The sequence below is a fragment of the Pseudomonas moraviensis genome, from assembly GCF_900105805.1.
Lineage (GTDB): Bacteria > Pseudomonadota > Gammaproteobacteria > Pseudomonadales > Pseudomonadaceae > Aquipseudomonas > Aquipseudomonas moraviensis_A.
In genome coordinates this window covers 37381-61809 of the sequence record NZ_LT629788.1, presented here as the reverse complement: position 1 = coordinate 61809, position 24429 = coordinate 37381, and the positions used below count along the sequence as shown (strand labels likewise).

The window sequence follows — 24429 nt, the reverse complement described above, 5'->3', positions numbered from 1 at the left end:
GCAGGCTCGCTCTCACAGAAAAGCAAAATCAAGATCAAAAGATCGCAGCCCTCGGCAGCTCCTACACAATGAGCGCAAGCTCGAGTACCGCTTTTGATCTTGCCGTGCCGGCCCCATCGGCAGGCTGAGTGGAGGGATTGATCCGGGCGTGGGAGCGCAGCGACCGTTTGGCGCAGCCAAACACAGCGGGAGGAGGTGCAGCGAAGCAAACCGGAGACGCTGCGCCCGGATCGATCCCGGAGCGAAGGAACCCCGAGCCCCAGCGAGGGGCCGAACGCCGGGGCCCAGCGTTTTGGTTACTTTTGGGCGTCTGCAAAAGTGACCCGCTGTAAGAGCGGAACCGCCAGCCGCAACACCCAAAAAAAACGGATATTCACTCAGAACACCCAAAGCATGGTCGGCCCTCAGGCCGCCACGCAACCACAACTCAAACGGAGTCTTTGCGAACCCTGAACCAGGCCGCATACAACGCCGGCAAAAACAACAAAGTCAGCGCCGTAGCCACAATCAACCCACCCATGATCGCCACCGCCATCGGCCCGAAAAACACACTGCGCGACAACGGAATCATCGCCAGCACCGCCGCCAGCGCCGTCAACACAATCGGCCGAAAGCGCCGCACCGTCGCCTCGATGATCGCCTGCCAAGGCCTGAGCCCGGCAGCAATATCCTGCTCGATCTGATCCACCAGAATCACCGAGTTGCGCATGATCATCCCGGACAGCGCGATCGTCCCCAACATCGCCACAAACCCGAACGGCTGCCGGAACACCATCAGAAACAGCGTCACCCCGATCAACCCCAGAGGTGCGGTGAGAAACACCATCGCCGTACGCGAGAAACTGCGCAGTTGCACCATCAGCAAGGTCAGTACCACGACAATAAACATCGGCACCCCGGCATTCACCGACTTCTGCCCGCGCTCGGAATCCTCCACCGTGCCGCCGACATCCAGCAGATAACCATCGGGCAATTCGGCGCGAATCGGGTCAAGCGTCGGCATGATCTGTTTGACCAGCGTCGCCGGTTGCTCCTTGCCATAAATATCGGCACGCACGGTCACGTTCGGCAGGCGGTTGCGGTGCCAGATGATGCCTTCCTCGAAGCCATATTCCAGCGTGGCAATCTGCGACAGCGCTACACTGCGGCCGTTATCGGTCGGCACCGCGAGGCTCGGCAATAACGACAACTCAGTGCGTTCATGCACGGTGCCGCGCAGCAGAATCTCGATCAATTCGTTATCTTCGCGATACTGGCTGACCGTTGAGCCGACCAGCGAACTCTGGAGGAATTTCGCCAGATTGGCGGTGCTCACGCCAAGTGCGCGGGCGCGGTCCTGGTCGATGTTCAGGTAGACGACTTTGCTCGGCTCTTCCCAGTCCAGATGCACATTGACCACATGCGGGTTCTCGCGAACCTTGGCCGCCACTTTGCGCGCCAGCGCTCGGACCTCTTCAATGTGTTCGCCGGTGACGCGGAACTGCACCGGATAGCCAACCGGCGGACCGTTTTCCAAACGAGTAACCCGCGAACGCAGGGCCGGGAATTGTTCGTTGAGGGTTTCGATCAACCAGTTGCGCAGCGCTTCACGCTCTTCGATGGTTTTCGCCAACACCACAAACTGGGCAAAACTCGCCGCCGGCAATTGCTGATCCAGCGGCAGGTAGAAACGCGGCGAACCAGTGCCGACATAGGCCACATAATTCTCGATACCGGCGTGCTCCTTGAGCAGCGCCTCGAGGCGTTTGACTTCACTGGTGGTGTTGGCCAGCGAAACGCCTTCGGCGAGTTTCAGATCAACCATCAACTCCAGCCGGTTCGAAGCCGGGAAGAACTGCTGCGGGACGAAACGGAACAGCATCACCGAGGCGATGAACAGGCCCACGGTGAGCACGATCACCGTCTTGCGATGCGCCACGCACCACTCCACCAGCCGCCGCACGCGCTGATAAAACGGCGTCGCGTACGGGTCCGGCTGACCATCGCCAGTGCCGTGTTTTGCCGCATGAATTTTCGCCAGATCCGGCAGGAGTTTTTCCCCCAGATACGGCACGAACATTACCGCCGCAACCCATGAGGCCAGCAAGGCAATGGTCACCACTTGGAAAATCGAGCGGGTATATTCGCCGGTTCCGGACTGCGCGGTGGCAATCGGCAGGAAGCCGGCGGCGGTGATCAACGTGCCGGTGAGCATCGGAAACGCCGTACTGGTCCAGGCATAACTTGCCGCGCGAATGCGATCGAAACCCTGCTCCATTTTGATCGCCATCATTTCCACGGCGATGATCGCGTCGTCCACCAGCAGCCCCAGCGCCAGTACCAGTGCACCGAGGGAGATCTTGTGCAGGCCGATCCCGAGGTAGTACATGCAGGCGAAGGTCATCGCCAGCACCAGCGGAATGGTCAACGCGACGACCATGCCAGTGCGCACGCCGAGAGAGAAGAAACTCACCAGCAGGACGATTGCCAGCGCTTCGACCAACACCTGAACGAACTCGCCGACCCCGGTTTTCACTGCGGCCGGCTGATCAGAGACCTTGCGCAGCTGCATCCCGGCCGGGAGATTTTTCTGGATCCGCGAGAACTCGCCTTCGAGCGCCTTGCCGAGCACCAGAATGTCGCCGCCATCCTTCATCGCCACGGCCAGACCGATCGCATCGTCGCCCATGAAACGCATGCGCGGCGCCGGGGGGTCGCTGAAACCGCGACGCACATCGGCGATATCGGAGATGCGGAACGTACGATCGGCGACGCGGATCGGAAAGTTCTTTATCTCATCGACTGTCTGAAAATTCCCTGAAACGCGTAGCTGCAAGCGCTCGCTGCCGGTTTCGAAGAACCCCGCCGTGGAGACCGCGTTCTGCTCCTCCAGTGCCTGCTGCACCGCTGCCAGCGGCAAGCCGAGGGTGGCGAGTTTGACGTTGGACAGCTCGACCCAGATCTTCTCGTCCTGCAGGCCGAGCAGTTCGACCTTGCCGACGTCCTTGACCCGTTGCAGCTGAATCTGGATGCGGTCGGCGTAATCCTTGAGCACGGCGTAATCGAAACCGTCGCCAGTCAGCGCGTAGATATTGCCGAAGGTGGTGCCGAACTCATCGTTGAAAAACGGCCCCTGGATTCCCGGCGGCAAGGTCTGGCGGATGTCGCCGACCTTTTTGCGCAACTGGTACCAGAGGTCGGGGATTTGCTTGGAGTGCATCGAATCGCGGGCAATGAAAGTGACCTGGGATTCGCCGGGGCGGGAGAACGACATGATGCGTTCGTACTCGCCGGTTTCCATCAGCTTCTTTTCGATGCGTTCGGTGACCTGGCGCGAGACTTCCTGCGCGGTCGCACCGGGCCAGCGGGTCTGGATGACCATCGCCTTGAAGGTGAACGGCGGGTCTTCGCTCTGGCCGAGTTTGGTGTAGGACAGCGCGCCGACAACGGCGAGCAAAAGCATCAGGAACAATACGATCTGGCGATTACGCAACGCCCATTCGGAGAGGTTGAAGCGCATCGGGGCTTACTCCTTGTTCGCCAGATTGACCACACGGTTGGAGCGATCCACCGGTCGCACCTGCTGACCATCGAGCAACACATGGACGCCGGCGGCCACCACCCAGTCGCTGGCGCTCAGGCCTTCGAGGACTGCCACGCTTTTCTCGCCGAACGGGCCGACCCGCACCGGGGTTTTCTTCAACGTGTTGTTGCCGTTGACCACCCAGACGTAGGTCGCGCCGTTCTCAGCGGTCAGCGCCGAAAGCGGAATGGACAGCGAAACACTGTCGGCCGCTTGCACGAACACCCGGGCGCTCTGCCCCAATTGCGCCGGGACTTTGCCGCTGGTGAAGGAGATACGCGCGGCAAAGGTGCGTGAGCGCGGGTCGGCGGATGGCGACAGCTCGCGGATCTGCCCGGCGAAGCGTTGATTCTGCTGCGCCCATAATTCCACGGTCACTGGCTGACCGACCATGAAGCGGCCGAAGCTTTGCTCCGGCAGGCTGATCAGGACTTCGCGCTCACCGTCAGTGGCGAGGGTGAACACGGTTTGCCCGGCGGCGACCACTTGGCCGACTTCCACCGAACGCTTGGCCACCACACCGTCCTGTGGCGCACGCAGCACCGCGTAACTGGCCTGGTTGGTCGATACGTTGAATTCGGCTTTGATTTGTTTAAGGCGGGCTTCGCCGGAGCGGTATAGATTTTCCGCGTTGTCGTAGGCCGAGCGGCTGACCATCTGCCGCTCCATCAGGGTTTTGTAGCGATCGCGCTCGGCGCGCACCAGGTTCAGATTGGCCTCGGCGGCGGCGACCTGCGCGCGGGTGGCCTCCAGTTGCAATCGTACGTCTTGCGGATCGAGTTCGGCCAAGGGCTGATCGGCCTTGACCCGCTGACCTTCGTCGACCAGTCGTCGGCTGACTTTGCCGCCGATGCGGAACGCCAGATCAGGCTCGTAACGGGCGCGAACCTCGCCCGGATAACTTTCCATCGCCTGCGCCGAAGGCTCGGGTTGCACCACCATGGCCGGTCGCACGGTGACTTGCGTCACCTCTTCCTGACCGCACGCCGATAACAGGAACGCCAGACTGACTGGCACGGCAAAGGACAACGCATGGCGGAACATGGTGACGGACCTTTCGCGAATGAGGCTTGGAATATTTATACTGGCGGGTATGGTATTAATAGCAAACTCACCAGTCCAGTATTAAAAGCGAAGAATGTCGAACAATCTTTCAGCTCCAAACGGCCCGGGCCGCCCCAAGGATCTGGCCAAGCGCCAGGCGATCCTCGACGCGGCGAAAACCCTGTTTCTCTGTCATGGCTACGCCAATACCAGCATGGACGCGGTGGCCAGCGAGGCCGGCGTGTCGAAGCTGACGGTCTACAGCCATTTCAACGACAAGGAGACGCTGTTTTCCGCCGCCGTCGTCGCGAAATGCGAGGAACAACTGCCGCCGCTGTTCTTCGAGTTGCCGGAAAACATCCCGGTGGAAAATGTGTTGCTGAACATTGCCCGAGGCTTCCACCAACTGATCAACAGCGATGAATCAGTCAACCTGCACCGCTTGATCATGGCGCTGGGCAGCCAGGACCCGAAACTGTCGCTGATCTTCTTCGAGGCCGGCCCCGAACGTGTGGTCAACGGCATGGAAGGTTTGCTGGCGAAGATCCATGCGAGCGGCGCGCTGAGCATCGACCAGCCACGCAATGCCGCTGAGCATTTCTTCTGCCTGATCAAAGGCGCGGGAAATTTCCGTTTGCTTTATGGCTGCGGCGAGCCGCTGACGGGTGAGGCGGCGGAGCGCCACGTAAGGGAGGTGGTGGGGTTGTTTATGAGGGCGTACAAACCCTGACAGTTTTGCGGTGCTTGTGCAGACCGCTTCGCGAGCAGGCTCGCTCCCACATTGGAATGCATTTCAACTGTGGGAGCGAGCCTGCTCGCGAATGGGGCGACGCGGTCTCAGGGCTTCAGCGCTTTCTTCGGATAAATGTCATACCGGCTCGATTTGCCATCCAGCGCATGGCTCGGTTTCGGCCCTTCGATGCACGGTGCCTTGCGCGGGCGTTTGACGACTACCCGGTGCGTGGCCAGGGCCAGCGCGGCTTCAAGCAGGGCCGGTGCATCCGGATCATCGCCCACCAGCGGGCGAAACAGGCGCATTTCCTTTTTCACCAACGCGGTTTTCTCGCGATGCGGGAACATCGGATCGAGATAGATCACCTGTGGCGGCTCCCCTTCCCAATGCCGCATGACCTCGATGGAGTTGCCCTTGAGCAATTTCATCCGCGCGACGATCGGCGCCACGTCGAAATCTTCCGCCGCCCGCGCCAGCCCATCCTCGAGCAGCGCGCCGATCAACGGCTGACGCTCGATCAGGCTCATTTCACAACCCAGACTGGCCAGTACAAATGCATCCTTGCCCAGCCCCGCGGTGGCATCGAGCACACGCGGGCGCACGCCTTGGGCGATGCCGACAGCTTTGGCGATCATCTGCCCGCTGCCGCCGCCATACAAACGCCGGTGCGCCGCGCCGCCTTCGACAAAGTCGACCCGCACCGGGCCCGGGGCGTCCGGGCCAAGCTGCTGCAATTGCAACCCCTGCTCGCCGACCTGCAAGGCGAACTCGCCGTCCGCCTCGCCGAGCGGCAAGCCGAGACGTTCGGCCCAGTGCTCGGCTTGTGCTTGAAACGTCGGGGCGAGGGCCTGGACATGGATGCGGCAGGCCGCGGGTGACTCGATCATGAAAAAACGCTCAAAAAAGTTAAGGATCGACAAAAACCGCCGATAAACCATTCAACGCGCATTTTGCCAGAGCTGAGCGGCAACCGAAAAAAATGTCAGGCATTCCTCCCACATCGATTGGCTACGTTTCGCCCCATGGCGACTTCAGCCGTCATAACACTCAAGCACTGAGCGGCGTCAGTCACCTGTGGCAGGATTTCTTTGCCCAGGCCCTGGCCGAACAGACGAGTGAAGTGGTGCCGGCCTGTGGCACGTTTCCACCGGTTGACCTGAACAGCCCGGAAGAACCGACCGTTGGCAGCGAGCTGCACGCGCACATCGTCAGCCAGCGCGAGTGCGATGTGGTTGAAACCGAAGTTCGCCCGCCAGAGCCGCTGTTCCTGCCGATCGCTGAATTCGAAATGGAACTGCTGGACAAGCCGTTCCCACCGTTCCCGCCAGAAGAACTCAAAGCCCAGCAAGAGCAGCAGGATTTCGACAGCAGTTGGGTGCGCCCGATCGTGATCAACAATGGCCAGCCGCTGCCTGAGCCAGGCCCCGCTCCGCAAAAACGCCCGCTGTACCTGCCGATCGCCGAGTTCGACCTGGACTTGCTGCAGAAGCCGTACCCACCGTTCCCGCCGGAAGAAATCGTCGAGCAGCAGAAGGCCCTGGACTTCGACAACGGCTGGGCTCGCCCGATCGTTCTGCAGAACCTGCGCCTCGCCGCCTGACCCTCAGCGACACACGCTCCAGCGCCCGACATCGACATGAAAGTGATTGCGATGGGCGGCGTTGTAATCCGGGCTCAACACCACACTGAATGACTCACAGGCGCCGCCACGCAGCTGACGCAAAAACTGTGCGTCCTGATTTTGTTTGGGCCAATCCTTGAGCACGCTGATCGTGCGTCCATCAGCCAGGCGGAAGCCGGCGATGTCCAGCGCGTCGGCACTGGCGTGTCGACTGAGCGCGCCGTTCTCACGGTTGTAGACATTGCGACAGGCGAAGCTGCCGAGATGGTCGACACGCGTGACTTTCTGGCCATACACCGATTGCGCGACCGGTTGCAGGGTGTGGTGTTCGAACATCGCGTAGGCCACCGCCAGCGGGCAGCTGGCGATGAAACTGCTGCTCAGCGCCACTTCACCGCCCTGCACACGCAGAGCGCCGATCAGCGGGCACTTCGCACCGGGACTGTCGGCCTGGCGGCTGACGCGCAGATCCGCGCTGCCCAGCGCCTGTGCGCACAGCTCAGGATCGCTGCGCAGACGCATGAGTTTGTAACCGGTCAGCCAGTTGGGCGCGGCTTTTACGTCCAGCGGTGCCCACGGATTCCACTGCGCTGGTACGTCCAGCCAGCCGCGCCAGACACTGACCGCTGCACCGCCGATCGCCAGCAACACCAACCAGAACAGCCAGCGCCCCATGCTCAGTCCTTGAAGAATTGATTGGCCTTGGCGTACGGCATCGACTGCGACGTGAAGCCAAACGTGCCGGACTGCTGGATTTCTTCAGCCGCGCGGAAAAATTCGCCGAACGCCGCCAGCGCCAGCGCCGATCCGGTGCTGATCCGCCGTACGCCCATTTCCTCGAGCTGTTGTACGGTCAGTTTCAAACCGCCAGACATCAACACATTGACCGGTTTCGGCGCCACGGCCTGCACCACTGCGCGCACTTCTTCGGCGCTGCGCAAACCCGGCGCATAAAGAACGTCGGCACCTGCGGCGGCAAATGCCTGCAAGCGGCGAATGGTGTCATCGAGGTCGGGATTACCGTGCAGGTAGTTTTCCGCGCGAGCGGTGAGGACAAAGGGAAACGGCAGCGTGCGCACCGCGGCGACGGCGGCTTCAATGCGCGCCACGGCGTGTTCGAAGCAATAGATCGGCGCGTCCGGACGCCCCGTGGCATCTTCGATCGAACCACCCACCGCCCCCGCCTCGGCTGCGCGCAGAAGACTCTGCGCAGCCTCGACCGGGTCATCGGCAAAGCCGTTTTCCAGATCCACCGCCACCGGCAGATCAGTCGCTGCGACGATCGCGCGGACATTGGCCAGGGTCTCGTCGAGACTCAACGCGCCGTCCGCCTTGCCTTGGGAGAACGCGTAACCGGCGCTGGTGGTGGCCAAGGCCGAATAACCCAGACTGGCGAGCATCTTCGCCGAACCGGCGTCCCACGGATTGGGAATCACGAAAGTCTCCTGACGATCATGCAGGGCCTTGAAGGCTTGGGCTTTAAGCAGTTGCGCCTGACTGGCTTGGACGTTCATCGACGGGCTCCCGGGCAGAAAAAAACCGCCTCAGAGCAAGCCAAGCTGCTCGACGGCGGGTTCTCTGTATAGCTCAGGCAGCGCGGGCAAGCCAGGCAAACGTTGCATCAGTTGCGCGTGAAAACGTTGCGCGAGTTTCGCTGCCAACAGGTTGTCGGCGGTGTGCAGGAAGATGTACGGGGTGCGGCCCTCTTCGATCCATTCGGCGATTTTCGCCACCCACGGCACGAGAAACGCATCGTTGGCCTCAAGCTCGGGATGGCCGATGAAGCGCACCTGCGGAAACTGCGTGAACGCTGCGGGACGGGTCGGCACGCGTGGCTTTTTCGATTGCGCGTGGATCACCGAAGACTCGGTCGACAGGCAACTGAACAGCGCACGCGGGTCGAGACAGATGCGCTCGACGCCGCGATCCAGCAGCAGGCGATTGAGCAGGCGCTCGCTCTCGCCCTTGGCGAAGAACTGCTCATTGCGCACTTCCACCGCAAGCGGGCAATCCAGCGCGTCGATGAACGCCACCAGTTCCGGCAGACGCTGCGGTGTAAAGCTTTTCGACAATTGCAGCCACAGCGGCGAAACACGCTCGCCCAACGGCTTGAGTAATTGCAGGAAGGTTTTGGCAGCAGTCAGTTGCTCGCGCAAGTCGCCACTGTGACTGATGTCGCCGGGGAATTTGGCGGTGAAGCGAAAGTGCGCCGGCATGATCTCGGCCCAGCGCTGCACGGTGGCTGGCGAAGGGCTGGCGTAGAAGGTGGTGTTGCCTTCGACGGCGTTGAACACCTGGCAATAGAGAGCGAGAAAATCGGAGGTTTTTGCATCTACCGGATACAGATACTCGCGCCAGGCATTTTCGCTCCAGGACGGGCAACCGAGGTAGTAAGGCAGATCCATCAGATATACAGATCGAGGCCCAGCACGTCCGCATCCCAGTCGACAAATCCGGCGGTGCTCAGGTAGCTGGCCAGGGCCATGGCTACGCTTTTCTTCATCGCGCGGTGGTAGATCATGTCTTGCTGACGGGCAGGCAGGTTGCTCAGGCGTTGCGCGGTAGCTTGGGCAGCACGGGCTGCCAACTGCTCTTCGCTCGGGAATTCCAGCTCGCCGTCGATGATGTCGACGGACTCATCCAGCGCCGCATTGCCTTTGCGCGGCTTGCGCTTGATGGGATAGGACTGAGTGGAAACGCCGTCTATACGCATAATGTCATGCTCGGTATCGATGATGGCAATTTAGCGGCACTTGACCGACTTAGCAAACCGCCGAGTGATAACTAGAACACAGAAAGCGCAAAAGGTTTTAAGCGAGGGGGTAGAAACTGACGATTGACTGGATTCGGGATAAGGCACTGAATACCCGGCGGGCGCTTTTGTGGCGAGGGAGCTTGCTCCCGCTGGGCAGCGAAGCGGCCCCGTTTATTCATCAGTCAAATCGCGAATGCAGGGTTTGCGACTGCTGCGCAGCCGAACGGGAGCAAGCTCCCTCGCCATAGGGAACAGCACAGACCGGAGATCAGCGGGCTTTGGGGGTGGCGACTTTATCGCGCAGGTAAACCGGTTGGGCGTCATCCGCCGGGATCGATTCGCCGCGCTCCCAGGCGAAACGCGCCAGCGTCAGCAGATCTTCAGCGTGGGGCAACATGCCGGCGTCGGAGCCGCTCAGATTGACCGCAATGCGCTCACCATAACCCCAACCGGTTCCGGCACCGAACCAGTCGCCGCTGGCATCGGCCGGCAACGCAGCCACTTCCGGCGGCAGCACGGCTTCGGCGCCAACCAGACGCATCTCCCCCGCCGTCTCGCGATAGCAGCCCCAATAAACCTCATCCATCCGCGCATCGATGGCGGCCGCCACCTGGCTGACGCCCTGCTCACGCAAGGCACGCTGCGCCAACACCGCAAGATTGGATACCGGCAGCACCGGACGATCCAGCGCGAACGCCAAACCTTGCACTACGCCGATGGCAATCCGCACACCGGTAAACGCGCCCGGGCCACGACCGAAAGCGATGGCGTCGACCGCTTGCAATGTGGTGCCCGCATCGGCGAGCAATTGCTGGATCATCGGCAGCAGCTTCTGCGCGTGCAAACGCGGGATCACCTCGTAATGGCTCGTGACCTTGCCGTCATGCAGCAAGGCAACGGAGCAAGCTTCAGTCGCGGTGTCCAGGGCCAGCAAGGTGCTCATCGATGTTTCCAAAACAGGGGTGGGAAAAAAGTGCGTCAGTATAAACAACTACGGCCCGCAAGCGGGCCGTGGATTGATGCTGCGGTCAGACTTTTCAGCTCAGCGCGGCCAGCACCTTGGCGGTGATCGCATCGACCGAACCCACGCCTGGAATGTGGCTGTACTTCGGCTTGCCACCATTGGCGGCAGACAGGTTCTGGTAGAACTCCACCAGCGGCTTGGTCTGCGAATGGTAGACCGACAGGCGATGACGCACGGTTTCTTCGGTGTCGTCCTTGCGCTGCACCAGCTCTTCACCGGTGATGTCGTCCTTGCCAGCCAGTTTCGGCGGGTTGTAGACGATGTGGTAAACGCGGCCGCTGGCTTCGTGAACACGGCGACCGGCGATGCGCTGGACGATTTCTTCGTCTTCAACAGCGATTTCCACCACGGCGTCCAGTTCGACACCGGCAGTGACCAGTGCTTCGGCCTGCGGAATGGTGCGCGGGAAGCCGTCGAACAGGAAACCGTTGGCGCAATCAGGTTGAGCGATGCGGTCCTTGACCAGCGCGATGATCAGGTCATCCGACACCAGGCCGCCGGCATCCATGATGCTCTTGGCCTGCACGCCCAGGGGAGTGCCAGCCTTGACCGCAGCACGCAGCATGTCGCCGGTGGAGATTTGCGGAATGCCGAATTTCTCGGTGATGAACTTTGCCTGAGTACCTTTACCGGCCCCGGGAGCTCCCAGCAGAATGACGCGCATCGATGTGCTCCTCAATTTTTTATATAAAAGCTTTACAAAACAAAGGATTCGCACGTAACCGGCGGATCCTGAAAATACGGGTCGTGGCCGCACAAACGGCCAAAGGCTGATCAAGATACACAGCAGGCTGCGCCCACACAAGACGCCAAAAGTCGGAGAAACCGACGCCCGCCGTGACCTCGCGACGCGGTAACCCAAGTCGCAACCCCAACATTAACTGTCGCCTCGCGGCACTTTCCTACGGCAGGCGTGGCGGCATCCGACCCTCATCGCGAATGCCGCCTGACGTGATCAGCAACCTTAGCCGGTATTGCGCAATCCGGCGGCAATCCCCGCTACAGACACCAGCAGCGCCTGTTCCACCGGGCTGCCCTGCTCGACTTCCTGCTGCCGCGAGCGCGCCAACAACTCCGCCTGCAATAGATGCAGCGGGTCGAGGTAGGTGTTGCGCAAGCGGATGAATTCGAGGGTGTCCGGGCTGTGCGCCAGCAGCTGCGACTGCCCGGTCAGACCGAGCACCACCGAACATGCCTGCGACAATAGGTCGCGTAACTGCGCGCCCAACGGCAGCAGTTCGGCTTCGACCAGACGCTCGTCGTAGGACTGCGCAATATCCGCGTCGGCTTTGGCCAGAACCATTTCCAGCATGTCGATGCGGGTGCGGAAGAACGGCCATTGCTCGCGCATCTGCCCGAGCAACTCCCCCTCGCCGCGCTCCAGGGCCTTGCTCAGCGCCGTCTCCCAACCGAGCCAGGCCGGCAGCATCAGCCGCGTTTGGGTCCAGCCGAAAATCCACGGGATCGCCCGCAGGCTTTCGATACCGCCGGCACGACGTTTGGCGGGACGACTGCCCAAAGGCAAACGTCCCAGTTCCTGCTCCGGGGTCGACTGACGGAAATACTCGACGAATTGCGGATTTTCCCGCACCACCTGGCGGTAAGCGCTGACACCGTCAGCCGCCAATTCGTCCATCAGATGCCGCCATTCAGGGGTCGGCGGCGGCGGTGGCAGCAAGGTCGCTTCGAGCACGGCGGCCAGATAGAGATTGAGGTTTTGCTCGGCGATGTCTGGCAGGCCGAATTTGAAACGAATCATTTCGCCCTGCTCGGTGGTCCGGAAGCGCCCCGCCACTGAGCCCGGCGGCTGCGACAGAATCGCCGCGTGGGCCGGGCCGCCACCACGGCCCACGGTGCCGCCGCGACCGTGGAACAACAACAGTTCGACTTGCTGCTCGCGGCAGATTTCCACCAGGCGCTCCTGCGCGCGATATTGCGCCCAGGCCGCAGCGGTGGTGCCGGCATCCTTGGCCGAATCGGAATAGCCGATCATCACTTCCTGCGGGCCGTGCAGGCGCGCGCGATAGCCCGGCAACAGCAACAGCCGTTCCATCACCGGCCCGGCGTTATCGAGGTCGGCGAGGGTTTCGAACAGCGGCACTACGCGCATCGGCCGCAGCACGCCGGATTCCTTGAGCAGCAGTTGTACAGCCAGCACATCGGAAGCGGCGCCCGCCATGGAGATCACGTAGGAGCCCAGCGACGCAGCAGGTGCGGCGGCGATTTCCTTGCAGGTGTTGAGCACTTCAGCGGTGTCCGCCGACGGTTTGAAATGCGCCGGCAGCAGCGGACGACGGTTGCTCAGCTCCTCGGTGAGGAAGTTGATGCGCTGCTCTTCGTCCCAGTCTTCATAGCGGCCGAGGCCGAGGTAATCGGTGATTTCCGTCATCGCCGAACTGTGCCGCGTGGAATCCTGGCGCACATCGAGACGCACCAGGAACAGGCCGAACGTCACCGCCCGACGCAGGCAATCGAGCAACGGCCCGTCGGCGATGACGCCCATGCCGCATTCGTGCAGCGAGTTGAAACACAGCTGCAAAGGTTCGAGCAGATCGCGATTGTCGTGCAGCACATCGGCGGGTGCCGGGGTCGGCGCGGTCAACGCGGCATGCGCCCAATTGCGCGTAGCTCGCAAGCGTTCGCGCAATTGTTTGAGCACTGCGCGATAGGGTTCGGCGCTGTCGCCTGCCTTGGCCTTCAGCGCGTCGCTGGCCTGCTGCATCGACAGTTCGGCAGCGAGATGATCGACGTCGCGCAGGTACAAATCAGCGGCCATCCAGCGCGCCAGGAGTAAAACTTCTCGGGTCACTGCTGCGGTGACATTGGGGTTGCCGTCACGGTCGCCGCCCATCCACGAGGCGAAGCGAATCGGCGCGGCTTCCAGCGGCAAGCGCAGGCCCGTCGCAGCGAACAGCGCCTGATCGGCCTTGCGCATATGGTTGGGGATCGCCTGCCACAAGGAGTGCTCGATCACCGCAAAGCCCCACTTGGCTTCATCGACCGGGGTCGGTCGGGTGCGGCGGATTTCCTCAGTGTGCCAGGCTTCGGCGATCAGCCGCTGCAGTTTGGTCTGGATCTGCTCGCGCTCGGCGCTGGTCAGGTCGCGATGGTCCTGTGCGGCCAGTTGCGCGGCGATCGCGTCGTACTTCTGGATCAGGGTGCGCCGCGCCACTTCGGTCGGGTGTGCGGTGAGTACCAGTTCGATTTCCAGCCGCGCCAGTTGCCGGGCCAGAGATTCAGCGCTGTGGCCTTCACTGCGCAGGCGCGCGAGCAGTTCCGGCAATACCCGCGACTCGAACGGCGCCGGCTGCGACTCCTCGCGGCGATGGATCAGTTGGTACTGCTCAGCGATGTTGGCCAGGTTGAGAAACTGGTTGAAGGCCCGCGCGACCGGAAGCAATTCGTCTTCGCTCAATTGATTGAGGCTGGCGCTCAGTTCGGCGTCCATCGAGCCGCGCCGGTCGGCTTTGGCGCCCTTGCGAATCTGCTCGATCTTGTCGAGGAACGCCTCGCCGTACTGGTCTCGAATGGTGTTGCCCAACAGCTCTCCGAGCAGGTGAACGTCTTCGCGCAAGCGTGCATCAATATCGGTCATCAGCAGTTCTCCAGCGGTAATCGGGGACAGCGCAGAAATGAATGCTTTGCCAGAGAGTGCCGCTCTGCGCCGCTTCTTACAAGCAGGCGACGAATCGACTTAAACCTTGCGCGCGAAAGCCAGTCTCAACAGTAAGCCGTACGAAGGCCCGCCGCCGGCGCTGCCGGACACTCACCCAGGCCTGCCAGCAGCAGGCGCGAAATGAGGTCATCATGAAAATTCGTGAACTCGCCCAGCATTGGGAAGAAAACGCCAAAGGTCGCCTGACCGACACTGGCTACACGATTCACCTGGATGTGGAATCCGCTGCTCGCCTGGCGGCGATTGCCGAAATGTACCCCAAGCGTCATCCCGAGGAACTGCTCGGCGAACTGATCGGCGCCGCGCTCGAGGAGTTCGAAGCGAGCCTGCCGTATGTGAAGGGTTCGACGGTGGTGGCGACGGATGAGGAAGGTGATCCGTTGTATGAAGATGTCGGCCCGACCCCGCGTTTTCTGGCGCTGTCGCGGCGGCATCTGCATGACTTGTCGTCGGCTGAGAACAAGCAGAAGCACTGACCCGACACAAATCAAAACTGTAGGAGCGAGCCTGCTCGCGATGGCGTTTTTCAGCTACCCCATGCGTGGCTGACCCACCGCTATCGTGAGCGGGCTCACTCCTACAATGGATGGTGACATCCTGAATATTTACCCCGCGCGTACCGCTTCCGACCATCAAAGTTCCCGCCCCAGAGCCTTGTCCAATCGGTCAATTTAATTTTTGGCGATAGGCCATCTTTTCTGAACTTTTCAAAAATGCCGCCGGTCGGAACTGGTAACCACGCCTGGAACGAGCGTTTCAATTCGCGTCAACAAGCGATGCTTTCGGCTCCTCTGCCAGGATGGATTCAGTTGTATTTTCAGGAGATGCCTAATGGAGTTGAAGACCATGAAAACCCAAACCTCGTTTTCCCACCTGCGCGGTCTGAAACTGGCCGCTCTGGCCATCGGCACCAGCTTCGTGCTGGCCGGTTGCGCGGGTAATCCACCGACCGAGCAGTACGCCGTGACCCAATCGGCCGTCAACAGCGCTGTCAGCGCTGGTGGTACCGAGTTCGCTGCGGTGGAAATGAAGCAGGCTCAGGACAAACTGAAACAAGCTGAAATCGCCATGCACGACAAGAAGTATGACGAGGCCCGTCGTCTGTCCGAACAGGCTGAATGGGACGCTCGCGTCGCTGAACGCAAGGCTCAGGCCGCCAAGGCCGAACAGGCTGTGAAGGATTCCCAGAAAGGTGTTCAGGAACTGCGTCAGGAAAGCCAGCGCACTGTGCAGTAAGCGCGCATCCCGACCGCAAAGCTGAAACTCTTACCGATAGAAAGGACGACAAATTATGCGTAAGCAACTGATGATTCCCGCTCTTCTGGCCGCAAGCGTTGCACTGGCTGCCTGCTCCACCCCGCCTAACCCGAACCTGGAACAGGCGCGCACCAACTACGCCGGCCTGCAGGCCAACCCACAGGCAAGCAAAGTCGCGGCACTGGAAACCAAAGACGCCAGCGACTACCTGGACAAGGCCGACAAGGCTTATCTGGATAAAGAAGACGCGGCCAAGGTTGACCAACTGGCCTACCTGACCAACCAGCGCGTCGAAGTGGCCAAGCAGACCATCGCCCTGCGCACCGCCGAAAACAACCTGAAAAACGCCGCTGCACAGCGCGCTCAGGCTCGTCTTGATGCCCGTGACCAGCAGATCAAACAGCTGCAGGACAGCCTCAACGCCAAGCAGACCGATCGCGGGACGCTGGTGACTTTCGGTGACGTGCTGTTCGCCACCAACAAGGCTGATCTGAAGTCCAGCGGTTTGGTGAACATCAACAAACTGGCACAGTTCCTCCAGGAAAACCCGGATCGCAAAGTGATCGTCGAGGGTTACACCGACAGCACTGGCGCCGCGAACTACAACCAGTCGCTGTCCGAGCGCCGCGCCAACTCCGTGCGCACAGCGCTGGTGAAAATGGGCGTTGATCCAGCGCGTATTGTCACTCAGGGTTATGGCAAGGAATACCCGGTAGCAGATAACGGCAGCGTCTCGGGCCGTGCGATGAACCGTCGTGTGGAAGTGACCATCTCCAACGACAACCAGCCGGTAGCACCGCGTTCTTCGGTGAGCTCGAACTAAGCTTCACGTCGTAACGCAAAAGCCCCGCCTGATTTGTTTCAGGCGGGGCTTCTTTATGTGGGGGGATGGAAAATACGGACACACCTTCAATGATCTTCGGCTGCATACCGCCCCGTCTACTGTCAACTATGACAGTAGACGGGAATCTGTACCCGTAACAGGCTATCACTTGTCAACCACCTGCCAAGGTAGCCACCATGAAGCGATCAATCATCGCTGTCGGATTGTTTTCAACGCTGCTCTATTCAGTCATCAGTTGGAGTAATCCGGCGATCCCGCCTGAGCCTTTGTACGTTCCTGATGACATGATCATCAGCAGTGATCCTGAAGCACTAATACCCGTAAAAAAACGTCCAATTACGGGTATTCGAAAGGGACTCCTGGTGATCGGTCATTGGTCTGGGGAACCTGGCCTAGACGCTGGAAAAATTGCCGAACAGACCTTTTCAGCACACTGGAACTCGCTGAGTTCATACGTCTCGGCCGCGTCCGGCAACAGATTGAAACTGGAGGGCACACAGATCGCGGCAGATTTTGGTAAAAAGCCAGAGAGGTGCAGCGCCTCAGGTAGTCTTGAAGCAGCGCGCCAGGCCGCTGTTGCCCAGAACATTGATCCCGCCGCTTATCATTACCTGCTTGTGGCGGTGCCCTGTGGCGGCGGTGCGATCGCTACGATGCCGGGAAATTGGATCTGGGTAAAAGGAATGCCAGGCTCTCCGCATGTCTGGAAACACGAATTCGGTCATAACCTAGGTTACCCGCATGGCGGCTCGTTTACCAAATGTCCGGTAAGCAACGCAATTGTCAAGGCACCAGAAGCATGTAGCTATATCAGTTATGGTGATACGGGCGACTCAGTATCGGGCGGCGGAACACTCTACCCGGCCATCAACCGTTGGTTTTCCGGCTGGCTGGACGACTCACAAGCTTCGGCGATCAGCAAGACAGGATTTTATCGGCTGGGCGTACTGGGAAAGGAAGGACCTCAACTCTATTTGATCAATCGGCCGACAGAACCACGGTTGATCGCACTTGAGTACCGCCAGCCCACGCCATTCGATGAATTCTCTCCCACCGATAATCGCGTCACTGGCGTCTGGATCAGATATTCGTCATTGAACGGAACCGTGCGCAACGTCCAATTGGATGCTACGCCGGAGACTGCCACGGCAGCGGATCCGACGTTGCAGGCAGGGCGTACCCTAGAAGACGCGACGGCAAAAGTAAAAATCAAGGTCTGTGCCACCGATAAAAGCGGGGCATCAGTTGTGGTTGCATTCAACGGGCAGGGTCTACCGGATTGCACGACAGCTGTCCCGCCACCACTATTAATGACACCCCAGCAAAATGACCAGACGACGCCCAGACCTGTATTCAGCGGAACAGCACGCCCCGGAGCAACCATAAAGATCGCAGAAGCTGCAAATCCAGAGAACTTCTTTGCAACGGACGTCGCAGACACACAAGGCAAATGGTCGATCATTCATCCTGCCAGAATGCAGGCGGGGCAAAAAACCATCGTGCTTCGGCAATACTTTGGCGATGAAGCTTCGGTGGCTTCCGAACCACGTTCATTCAAAGTTACCGAACTCGTGGACTTGCAACCTCCCATTATTTCGACTCCCGTTGAGAACAGCGAGGCTGGTCTCAACCCGTTGATTTCGGGCACAGCGCTCCCAGGCGCCCACATCCGGGTCACCAAGGTCAATGGCCCTTACAATGTACTGGCGGAAACAGACGCCGACGCCTATGGCAAATGGTCGGTGCAAAGTGAATGGAGCCTGCCGATCGGACCTTTTTCCATCACGGCATGGCAAAGCATCGACGGCAAGCGCTCGCCATGGAGCGCCAACCGAAAAATCACAGTTGTTGATGCACTTGTTGCGCCCATCATTGAAACACCGACGGAAAACGGTCAGACCGGGCAGCATCCAATGCTCTCCGGCACGGCTCTCCCGGGCGCCCACATCCGGGTCACCAAGGTCAATGGACCTTACAATGTACTGGCGGAAACAGACGCCGACGCCTATGGCAAATGGTCGGTGCAAAGTGAATGGGGCCTGCCGATCGGACCTTTTTCCATCACGGCATGGCAAAGCATCGACGGCAAGCGCTCGCCATGGAGCGCCAACCGAAAAATCACAGTTGTTGATGCACTTGTTGCGCCCATCATTGAAACACCGACGGAAAACGGTCAGACCGGGCAGCATCCAATGCTCTCCGGCACGGCTCTCCCGGGCGCCCACATCCGGGTCACCAAGGTCAATGGACCTTACAATGTACTGGCGGAAACAGACGCCGACGCCTATGGCAAATGGTCGGTGCAAAGTGAATGGGGCCTGCCGATCGGACCTTTTTCCATCACGGCATGGCAAAGCATTGACGGCAAGCGCTCGCCATGGAGCGCCAACCGAAAAATCACAGTTGTTGATGCACTTGTTGCGCCCATCATTGAAACACCGACGGAAAACGGTCAGACCGGGCAGAATCCAATGCTCTCCGGCACGGCTCTCCCGGGCGCCCACATCCGGGTCACCAAGGTCAATGGACCTTACAATGTACTGGCGGAAACAGACGCCGATGCCTACGGCAAATGGTCGGTGCGAAGTGAATGGAGCCTACCGGTCGGGCCGTTTTCCATTACGGCATGGCAGAGCATCGACGGCAAGCGTTCGCCTTGGAGCACTAGCCGGAAGATCACCGTGACATCCAACCCATAGTTTGAAGAGCACGTCACACTCCACCCCTCTGAATGCAAAGCGGTGGAGTGAGGGCTGGGCCTGCAGAATCACTGTTCCAACTGCTGCGGAGTCTCTTCGCCCATGCAACGCACGGCTTTCTTCTGCGCGTTGACCAGCACCCCGGTCAGGCCTTTCTGTTCGGTATCGAACAACACCAGCACGCCATCAATACACTGCGCCACTTGCGGCGCTGGGGTCAGCGAGACTTTGTAGTCCTCGCCCGGTACGGTCTTGAGCATGGTGAATTCGTTCAGCAGCAACGCATCCTCAGGCTTGGCGAAATGCAGATAGCCGTAGTACCACAGCGCTCCGACGGTGCCGAGGATGCTGCAGATACCGGTGATGATCAGCGGGATGGCGTTGCGTTCTTCAGTCATTGCGGGGTCTCATCTTCATTGTTCGGAGGCGGCGGATAGTTGGGGATTTCGCCGAGTCGGCGCAGGCCGTCGAAGTGTTGGGGATCGTCGAGATAGCGCAGCATGACCTGACGCCACACCGGGTCGCCGAAGGTTTGCACATGACCGCCACGAGTCAGCTGCAACACGCGCGGCGGCGGCGCTGCCTGATACAGGCGAATGCCGTTGGCCATCGGCACCAGCGGATCGTCGATGCTGTGGAAGATTAGCTTGGGCACGCCAGTCAGCTGCGCCATCGAGTTGATTGCGCTGTCGCCATCGGGTACCAGCCACGACAGCGGCACCTGCAACGGCCAGGTCAGCCATGAAGTGCTGAGGGCGAACTGGCCGACACTGCGATAACTGGCGGGCACGCCATCCAGCACCAGGGCCTTGAGTTGTTTTTGCCGTTCCGGGTGCTGCGCCAGCCAATGCACCGACATGGCGCCGCCCAGGCTTTGTCCGAGCAGCACCAACGGTTTGCCTTTGACCTCGGGCGCGTTGTCGAGCCAGGCGAACGCCGCGTCGATGTCCTGATAGATCGCCGGCAGGCTCGGCTTGCCCTCGGACAATCCATAACCGCGATAGTCGACCAGCAGCACCTGATAGCCATTCTTGGGCAACCACCAGCTCCCGCCCAGATGCATTGGCAGATTACCGCCGTTGCCGTGCAGATGCAGGACCGTGCCCTTGACCTCGACGCCGGGTTTGGCCGGCAGCCACCAGGCATTGAGTTTCAGGCCGTCGGCGGTGGTCAGGGTGACAGTGCGGTATTCGAGTCTGGCTTTGTCCGGGGTAAAGATCTGGCCAGGTTCGGGGTAGAACAGCAGCGAACTGCAACCACCGAGGGTCAAGAGCAGGCAAAGGATGCCGAGGATTCTCATCCGGTGAAACCTCGCAGAATTCAGGTTGGAATGCAGAACAAACCTGTAGGAGTGAGCCTGCTCGCGATAGCATTGTGTCAGTCGATATATCGGTTGATTGACACACCGCTATCGCGAGCAGTCTCACTCCTACAGGGGTGTGCGTTGGGTCTAGAGGATATTGGAGTAATCCGCTTCGATCCGGTCCAGGCTCAAATGGTTGAGGAAGTTGGAGAAACACATCCACGCCGACAACGCGTTCAAGTCCCGGAACTGGTCCGGCAGATACTTCGGCGGCACCACCAGCCCCTCATCCACCAGTTGCCGCAAGGTACGCATGTCTTCCAGGGTGGTCTTGCCACAGAACAACAGCGGAATCTGCTCAAGCTTGCCTTTGCGCACGGCCAACTGAATGTAGTTGTAAACCATGATGAAGCCCTTGAGGTAGGACAAGTCTTTGGTGAATGGCAGACCGGTCGGCGTCGAGCCGCGGAAAACCCGGCTGGCGTTGCCGTAGCTTTCGGCCATTTCGAAACCCTGCTCGCGGAAGAATTCGTAGATCTGCAAGAAGTCCGCGCCCTCCTCGACCATGTGAATCGCACGGGTGCGGTTGGTCAGTTTGCGCAGGCGACTCGGGTAGGAGGCGAAGGTGATGATTTCCATCAGGATCGCCAGACCTTCCTGCGTTACCGTCGACGAGGGCGGGCCTTTCGACAGGAACGTGCAGATCGGCTGGTTCAAACCGTTGAGCGTGGTGCCGACGTGCACGAGGCCTTCGTGGACTTCCAGTGCGCGCACATCGCGGTCGTTGAACAGCGCGTCGGTGCGGATCTTGATGTAGTCGGCGCCCGCTGCGGCGTCGGCGACGATGCCGTCGGACTCGAATACGCGAATGGTTTCCTCGGCCTCGCCGAATACCTTGTTCAAACGGGTTTGCAGCAGGTGCACGGCGTCTTTGGCGGTAAGGATTTTCGGCTCGTCCTTGAGGTCGCCGCGCCCGTCGATGTTGTTCAGGTAGTCGGACATCATCAGGCCAAGATCGGCCAGGGTCGGGTCACCGGCGTGGAAGGCATCGGACGCCGCGCCGTACAGCTCTTGCGAGATCAGGCCGAAATCCTCGGTGCCGCGCGCTTCGAGCATGCGCACGACCATGCGGTATTCCTTGCACATGCGCCGCATGATCTGCCCGACCGGGTTGAACTGGCCGAGCTGACGGGTAATGTCACGCTCGATGTTCTGGAATTCCAGTTTGACCTGGCTCGAATCGAATGACAGCGGACGGTTGAGGTAGTAGTCGCGATCCACCGCCGGCATTTCCTTGCCTTTGGCCTTGAGGAAGCCCTTGCGCACGTTGTCGTCCCACTTGACCGCATCGAGCACGCGGATCGGCGTCTGCGCCAGCACAATGCGATCGGACAACATGCGTATCGTCTGCTGGTAATCGTCCACCCGAAACTCCTGTAGAAAACGTGACGTGCTGAAACTCAGACTTTAAGCCTTTGTGGGAGCGAGCCTGCTCGCGAATGCACTGTGTCAGACAACGGAGATGTTGAATATCAGAGCGCTTTCGCGAGCAGGCTCGCTCCCACAGGTGTAGCGTCAAGCGCTAGACCGATGCCAGCACCAGGTGCATATACCGCGTCAGAATCCCGAGCATGTCCTCTTCGGCCAGGGGCTCGGCGTCATTGAGCAGGCCCTGATATTCCATCCGCCCGATAATCGCCGTCAACACCTTGGCATCCTGCTGCGGTTCGCGCGAGCCCAATACCTGGAACAACTGGCAAGTACCCTGCAGCAGAATCTGCTGATGCGAACGCACCAGAATGGCCAGACGCGGGTTGAGCAGCGCTTCCTGACGGAATGCCTGTTCAGCCATCAGATGCTCGCGGCGGTTGATCAATTGCCGGTGCACGTAATCGGCCATCAGCCGCGCAATGTCATCGGCCAGTTGCGAGCGCGATTCGGGGCTGCCGTCGGCGCTGACCACCATCTCACGCAACAGACCTTCGTTGTTGACCCACAACTTGGCCATGTACGCCGCGCTGCGTTCGACGTATTGGGCAAAGGTATCGGTGAGCAGGTCATCGATATCCTTGAAGTAATACGTGGTCGCCGACAGCGGCACACCCGCCTCCGCCGCGACCGCACGATGGCGCACGGCACGCACGCCGTCGCGCACGACAATGCGCATTGCTGCGTCGAGAATGTCCTGGCGACGCTGCTCACTGCCCTGTCGGCTGGCCTTGCGGCCCTGGTACTGAACACTTTCAGCGACCGCAGTGGCGATACCCGCTGCACCTTCTTGAGCTATTGCACCCATCACGACAGCACTTCCTCTGCTATTTGCAAATTAACCAATTGATACATTTGTACCAGACAGGCAATAAAAAGCCGCCTGTTTTAGGCGGCTTTTCAACTGAAACGTTTACGCTTGCGGTCGCATGTGCGGGAACAGGATCACATCGCGGATCGACGGCGAGTTGGTCAGCAACATCACCAGACGATCGATGCCGATACCTTCACCGGCGGTTGGCGGCATGCCGTACTCCAGCGCACGGACGAAGTCGGCGTCGTAGTGCATGGCTTCGTCGTCGCCGGCGTCCTTGTCGGCCACCTGCGCCATGAAGCGCTCGGCCTGGTCTTCCGCGTCGTTCAACTCGGAGTAGGCGTTGGCGATTTCACGACCACCGATGAACAGCTCGAAACGGTCGGTGACGTTCGGGTTGTCGTCGTTGCGACGGGCCAGCGGCGACACTTCGAACGGGTACTGAGTGATGAAGTGCGGCTGCTCCAGCTTGTGCTCGACCAGTTCTTCGAAAATCATCACCTGAAGTTTGCCCAGACCTTCGAAGCCCAGCACCTTGGCGCCAGCCTTCTTGGCGATGGCGCGAGCCTTGTCGATGTCGTTCAGATCATCGGCGGTCAGCTCAGGGTTGTACTTGAGGATCGAGTCGAACACCGACAGACGCACGAACGGTTCGCCGAAGTGGAACACCTTGTCGCCGTACGGCACGTCGGTGCTGCCCAGAACCAGCTGCGCCAGCTCGCGGAACAGTTCTTCAGTGAGATCCATGTTGTCTTCGTAATCGGCGTACGCCTGATAGAACTCCAACATGGTGAATTCAGGGTTGTGACGAGTCGAAACACCTTCGTTACGGAAGTTGCGGTTGATCTCGAACACTTTCTCGAAACCGCCAACCACCAGACGCTTCAGATACAGCTCTGGGGCGATACGCAGGAACATTGGCAGGTCGAGCGCATTGTGGTGGGTTTCGAACGGCTTGGCCGCGGCGCCGCCGGGAATGGTCTGCAGCATCGGCGTTTCGACTTCGAGGAAGTCGCGCTTCATCAGGAAGCTGCGGATGTGTGCGATCACTTGCGAACGGACGCGGAAGGTCTGGCGCACGTCTTCGTTGACGATCAGGTCGACATAGCGCTGACGGTAGCGTTGTTCGGTGTCGGTCAGGCCGTGGTGCTTGTCCGGCAGCGGGCGCAGCGACTTGGTCAGCAGTCGCACGCTGGTCATTTCAACGTACAGGTCACCCTTGCCGGAACGCGCCAGAGTGCCTTCGGCAGCAATGATGTCGCCCATGTCCCAGGTTTTCACCGCGGCCAGGGTTTCTTCAGGCAAAGTCTTGCGGTTGACGTAGACCTGGATGCGCCCGGTCATGTCCTGGATCACCATGAACGAGCCACGGTTGAGCATGATGCGACCGGCTACCTTGACCGGGATTGCAGCCTCTGCCAGCTCTTCCTTGGTCTTGTCCGCGTACTGTTTCTGCAAGGCATCGCAGTAGTTTTCGCGGCGGAAGTCGTTCGGGAAGGCATTGCCCTTGGCGCGCTCGGCAGCAAGCTTTTCCTTGCGCAGGGCGATCAGGGAGTTTTCTTCCTGTTGCAGGGCTTGCGGGTCGAGTTGTAGGTCGCTCATGTCTTTA

Annotated in this window: 21 protein-coding genes; 6 read left to right on the top strand and 15 right to left on the bottom strand. The window is 60.2% G+C overall.

Going from position 1 to position 24429, the window contains the following annotated elements:
- Positions 1-427 precede the first annotated feature (427 nt).
- Complete coding sequence (locus tag BLU71_RS00250) at positions 428-3499, bottom strand: efflux RND transporter permease subunit (protein ID WP_042606963.1); 3072 nt, start codon at positions 3497-3499, stop codon at positions 428-430.
- Positions 3500-3505: 6 nt separating this feature from the next.
- Positions 3506-4606, bottom strand: coding sequence for an efflux RND transporter periplasmic adaptor subunit (locus BLU71_RS00245; protein WP_083352024.1), 1101 nt, complete (start codon positions 4604-4606; stop codon positions 3506-3508).
- Between the two features lie 94 nt (positions 4607-4700).
- On the opposite strand from BLU71_RS00245, the gene BLU71_RS00240 reads away from it, so the two are divergent.
- The gene (locus BLU71_RS00240; RefSeq protein ID WP_064364271.1) at positions 4701-5336 is read left to right on the top strand and encodes a TetR/AcrR family transcriptional regulator; all 636 of its coding nucleotides are present in this window, start codon (positions 4701-4703) and stop codon (positions 5334-5336) included.
- A 107-nt stretch (positions 5337-5443) separates the two neighbouring features.
- On the opposite strand, the gene BLU71_RS00235 is transcribed toward BLU71_RS00240, so the two are convergent.
- A complete protein-coding gene (locus BLU71_RS00235; RefSeq protein ID WP_083354285.1) occupies positions 5444-6226 on the bottom strand; it encodes a class I SAM-dependent methyltransferase in 783 nt (260 codons plus the stop codon).
- Between the two features lie 92 nt (positions 6227-6318).
- Here BLU71_RS00235 and BLU71_RS00230 point away from each other — a divergent pair, with 92 nt between their 5' ends.
- Positions 6319-6939, top strand: coding sequence for an energy transducer TonB (locus tag BLU71_RS00230; RefSeq protein ID WP_083352023.1), 621 nt, complete (start codon positions 6319-6321; stop codon positions 6937-6939).
- Between the two features lie 3 nt (positions 6940-6942).
- Here BLU71_RS00230 and BLU71_RS00225 read toward each other — a convergent pair whose 3' ends face one another.
- From BLU71_RS00225 to ppc, 7 genes are all read right to left on the bottom strand, one after another.
- Entirely contained in the window at positions 6943-7635 is a 693-nt protein-coding gene (locus BLU71_RS00225) for an extensin family protein (RefSeq protein WP_083352022.1), read from the bottom strand.
- A gap of 2 nt (positions 7636-7637) precedes the next feature.
- Positions 7638-8474 carry an isocitrate lyase/PEP mutase family protein gene (locus tag BLU71_RS00220; RefSeq protein ID WP_064364272.1) on the bottom strand — a complete coding sequence of 279 codons (837 nt, stop codon included), beginning with the start codon at positions 8472-8474 and terminating at the stop codon, positions 7638-7640.
- 30 nt (positions 8475-8504) lie between these two features.
- Positions 8505-9365, bottom strand: a complete 861-nt coding sequence (locus BLU71_RS00215; protein WP_083352021.1) for a DUF72 domain-containing protein — start codon at positions 9363-9365, stop codon at positions 8505-8507.
- A complete protein-coding gene (locus BLU71_RS00210) occupies positions 9365-9673 on the bottom strand; it encodes a hypothetical protein (RefSeq protein WP_024011752.1) in 309 nt (102 codons plus the stop codon). The genes BLU71_RS00215 and BLU71_RS00210 overlap by 1 nt, the downstream gene beginning before the upstream one ends.
- Before the next feature lie 310 nt (positions 9674-9983).
- Positions 9984-10658 (bottom strand): tRNA (adenosine(37)-N6)-threonylcarbamoyltransferase complex dimerization subunit type 1 TsaB, encoded by a 675-nt coding sequence (gene tsaB, locus BLU71_RS00205; RefSeq protein ID WP_065615304.1) that lies wholly within the window; start codon positions 10656-10658, stop codon positions 9984-9986.
- A gap of 94 nt (positions 10659-10752) precedes the next feature.
- Positions 10753-11403 (bottom strand): adenylate kinase, encoded by a 651-nt coding sequence (gene adk, locus BLU71_RS00200; protein WP_042606954.1) that lies wholly within the window; start codon positions 11401-11403, stop codon positions 10753-10755.
- 300 nt (positions 11404-11703) lie between these two features.
- Positions 11704-14334, bottom strand: coding sequence for a phosphoenolpyruvate carboxylase (gene ppc / locus BLU71_RS00195; RefSeq protein ID WP_083352020.1), 2631 nt, complete (start codon positions 14332-14334; stop codon positions 11704-11706).
- 212 nt (positions 14335-14546) lie between these two features.
- On the opposite strand from ppc, the gene BLU71_RS00190 reads away from it, so the two are divergent.
- From BLU71_RS00190 to BLU71_RS27185, 4 genes are all read left to right on the top strand, one after another.
- Positions 14547-14891 carry a hypothetical protein gene (locus BLU71_RS00190; protein WP_042606952.1) on the top strand — a complete coding sequence of 115 codons (345 nt, stop codon included), beginning with the start codon at positions 14547-14549 and terminating at the stop codon, positions 14889-14891.
- Between the two features lie 355 nt (positions 14892-15246).
- Positions 15247-15651, top strand: a complete 405-nt coding sequence (locus BLU71_RS00185; protein ID WP_024011747.1) for a DUF4398 domain-containing protein — start codon at positions 15247-15249, stop codon at positions 15649-15651.
- A 55-nt stretch (positions 15652-15706) separates the two neighbouring features.
- The gene (locus tag BLU71_RS00180; RefSeq protein ID WP_083352019.1) at positions 15707-16495 is read left to right on the top strand and encodes an OmpA family protein; all 789 of its coding nucleotides are present in this window, start codon (positions 15707-15709) and stop codon (positions 16493-16495) included.
- 197 nt (positions 16496-16692) lie between these two features.
- Entirely contained in the window at positions 16693-19215 is a 2523-nt protein-coding gene (locus BLU71_RS27185) for a hypothetical protein (RefSeq protein WP_156889201.1), read from the top strand.
- A gap of 68 nt (positions 19216-19283) precedes the next feature.
- Here the strand turns inward: BLU71_RS27185 and BLU71_RS00170 are convergent, their stop codons facing one another.
- The 5 genes from BLU71_RS00170 to lysS all read right to left on the bottom strand — a co-directional run bounded on the left by BLU71_RS00170 (position 19284) and on the right by lysS (position 24422).
- A complete protein-coding gene (locus BLU71_RS00170; RefSeq protein ID WP_064364277.1) occupies positions 19284-19613 on the bottom strand; it encodes a hypothetical protein in 330 nt (109 codons plus the stop codon).
- The gene (locus BLU71_RS00165; RefSeq protein WP_064364278.1) at positions 19610-20515 is read right to left on the bottom strand and encodes an alpha/beta hydrolase; all 906 of its coding nucleotides are present in this window, start codon (positions 20513-20515) and stop codon (positions 19610-19612) included. Before BLU71_RS00165 ends, BLU71_RS00170 begins: the two co-directional genes overlap by 4 nt.
- 150 nt (positions 20516-20665) lie before the next feature.
- A complete protein-coding gene (locus BLU71_RS00160; RefSeq protein ID WP_166554750.1) occupies positions 20666-21916 on the bottom strand; it encodes a flavohemoglobin expression-modulating QEGLA motif protein in 1251 nt (416 codons plus the stop codon).
- Between the two features lie 184 nt (positions 21917-22100).
- On the bottom strand, positions 22101-22814 hold the full coding sequence (locus BLU71_RS00155) for a TetR/AcrR family transcriptional regulator (protein WP_039762412.1): 714 nt from the start codon (positions 22812-22814) through the stop codon (positions 22101-22103).
- 105 nt (positions 22815-22919) lie between these two features.
- Positions 22920-24422: a lysine--tRNA ligase gene (gene lysS, locus BLU71_RS00150; RefSeq protein ID WP_042606948.1), complete on the bottom strand. Its 1503-nt coding sequence runs from the start codon at positions 24420-24422 to the stop codon at positions 22920-22922.
- Positions 24423-24429 lie beyond the last annotated feature (7 nt).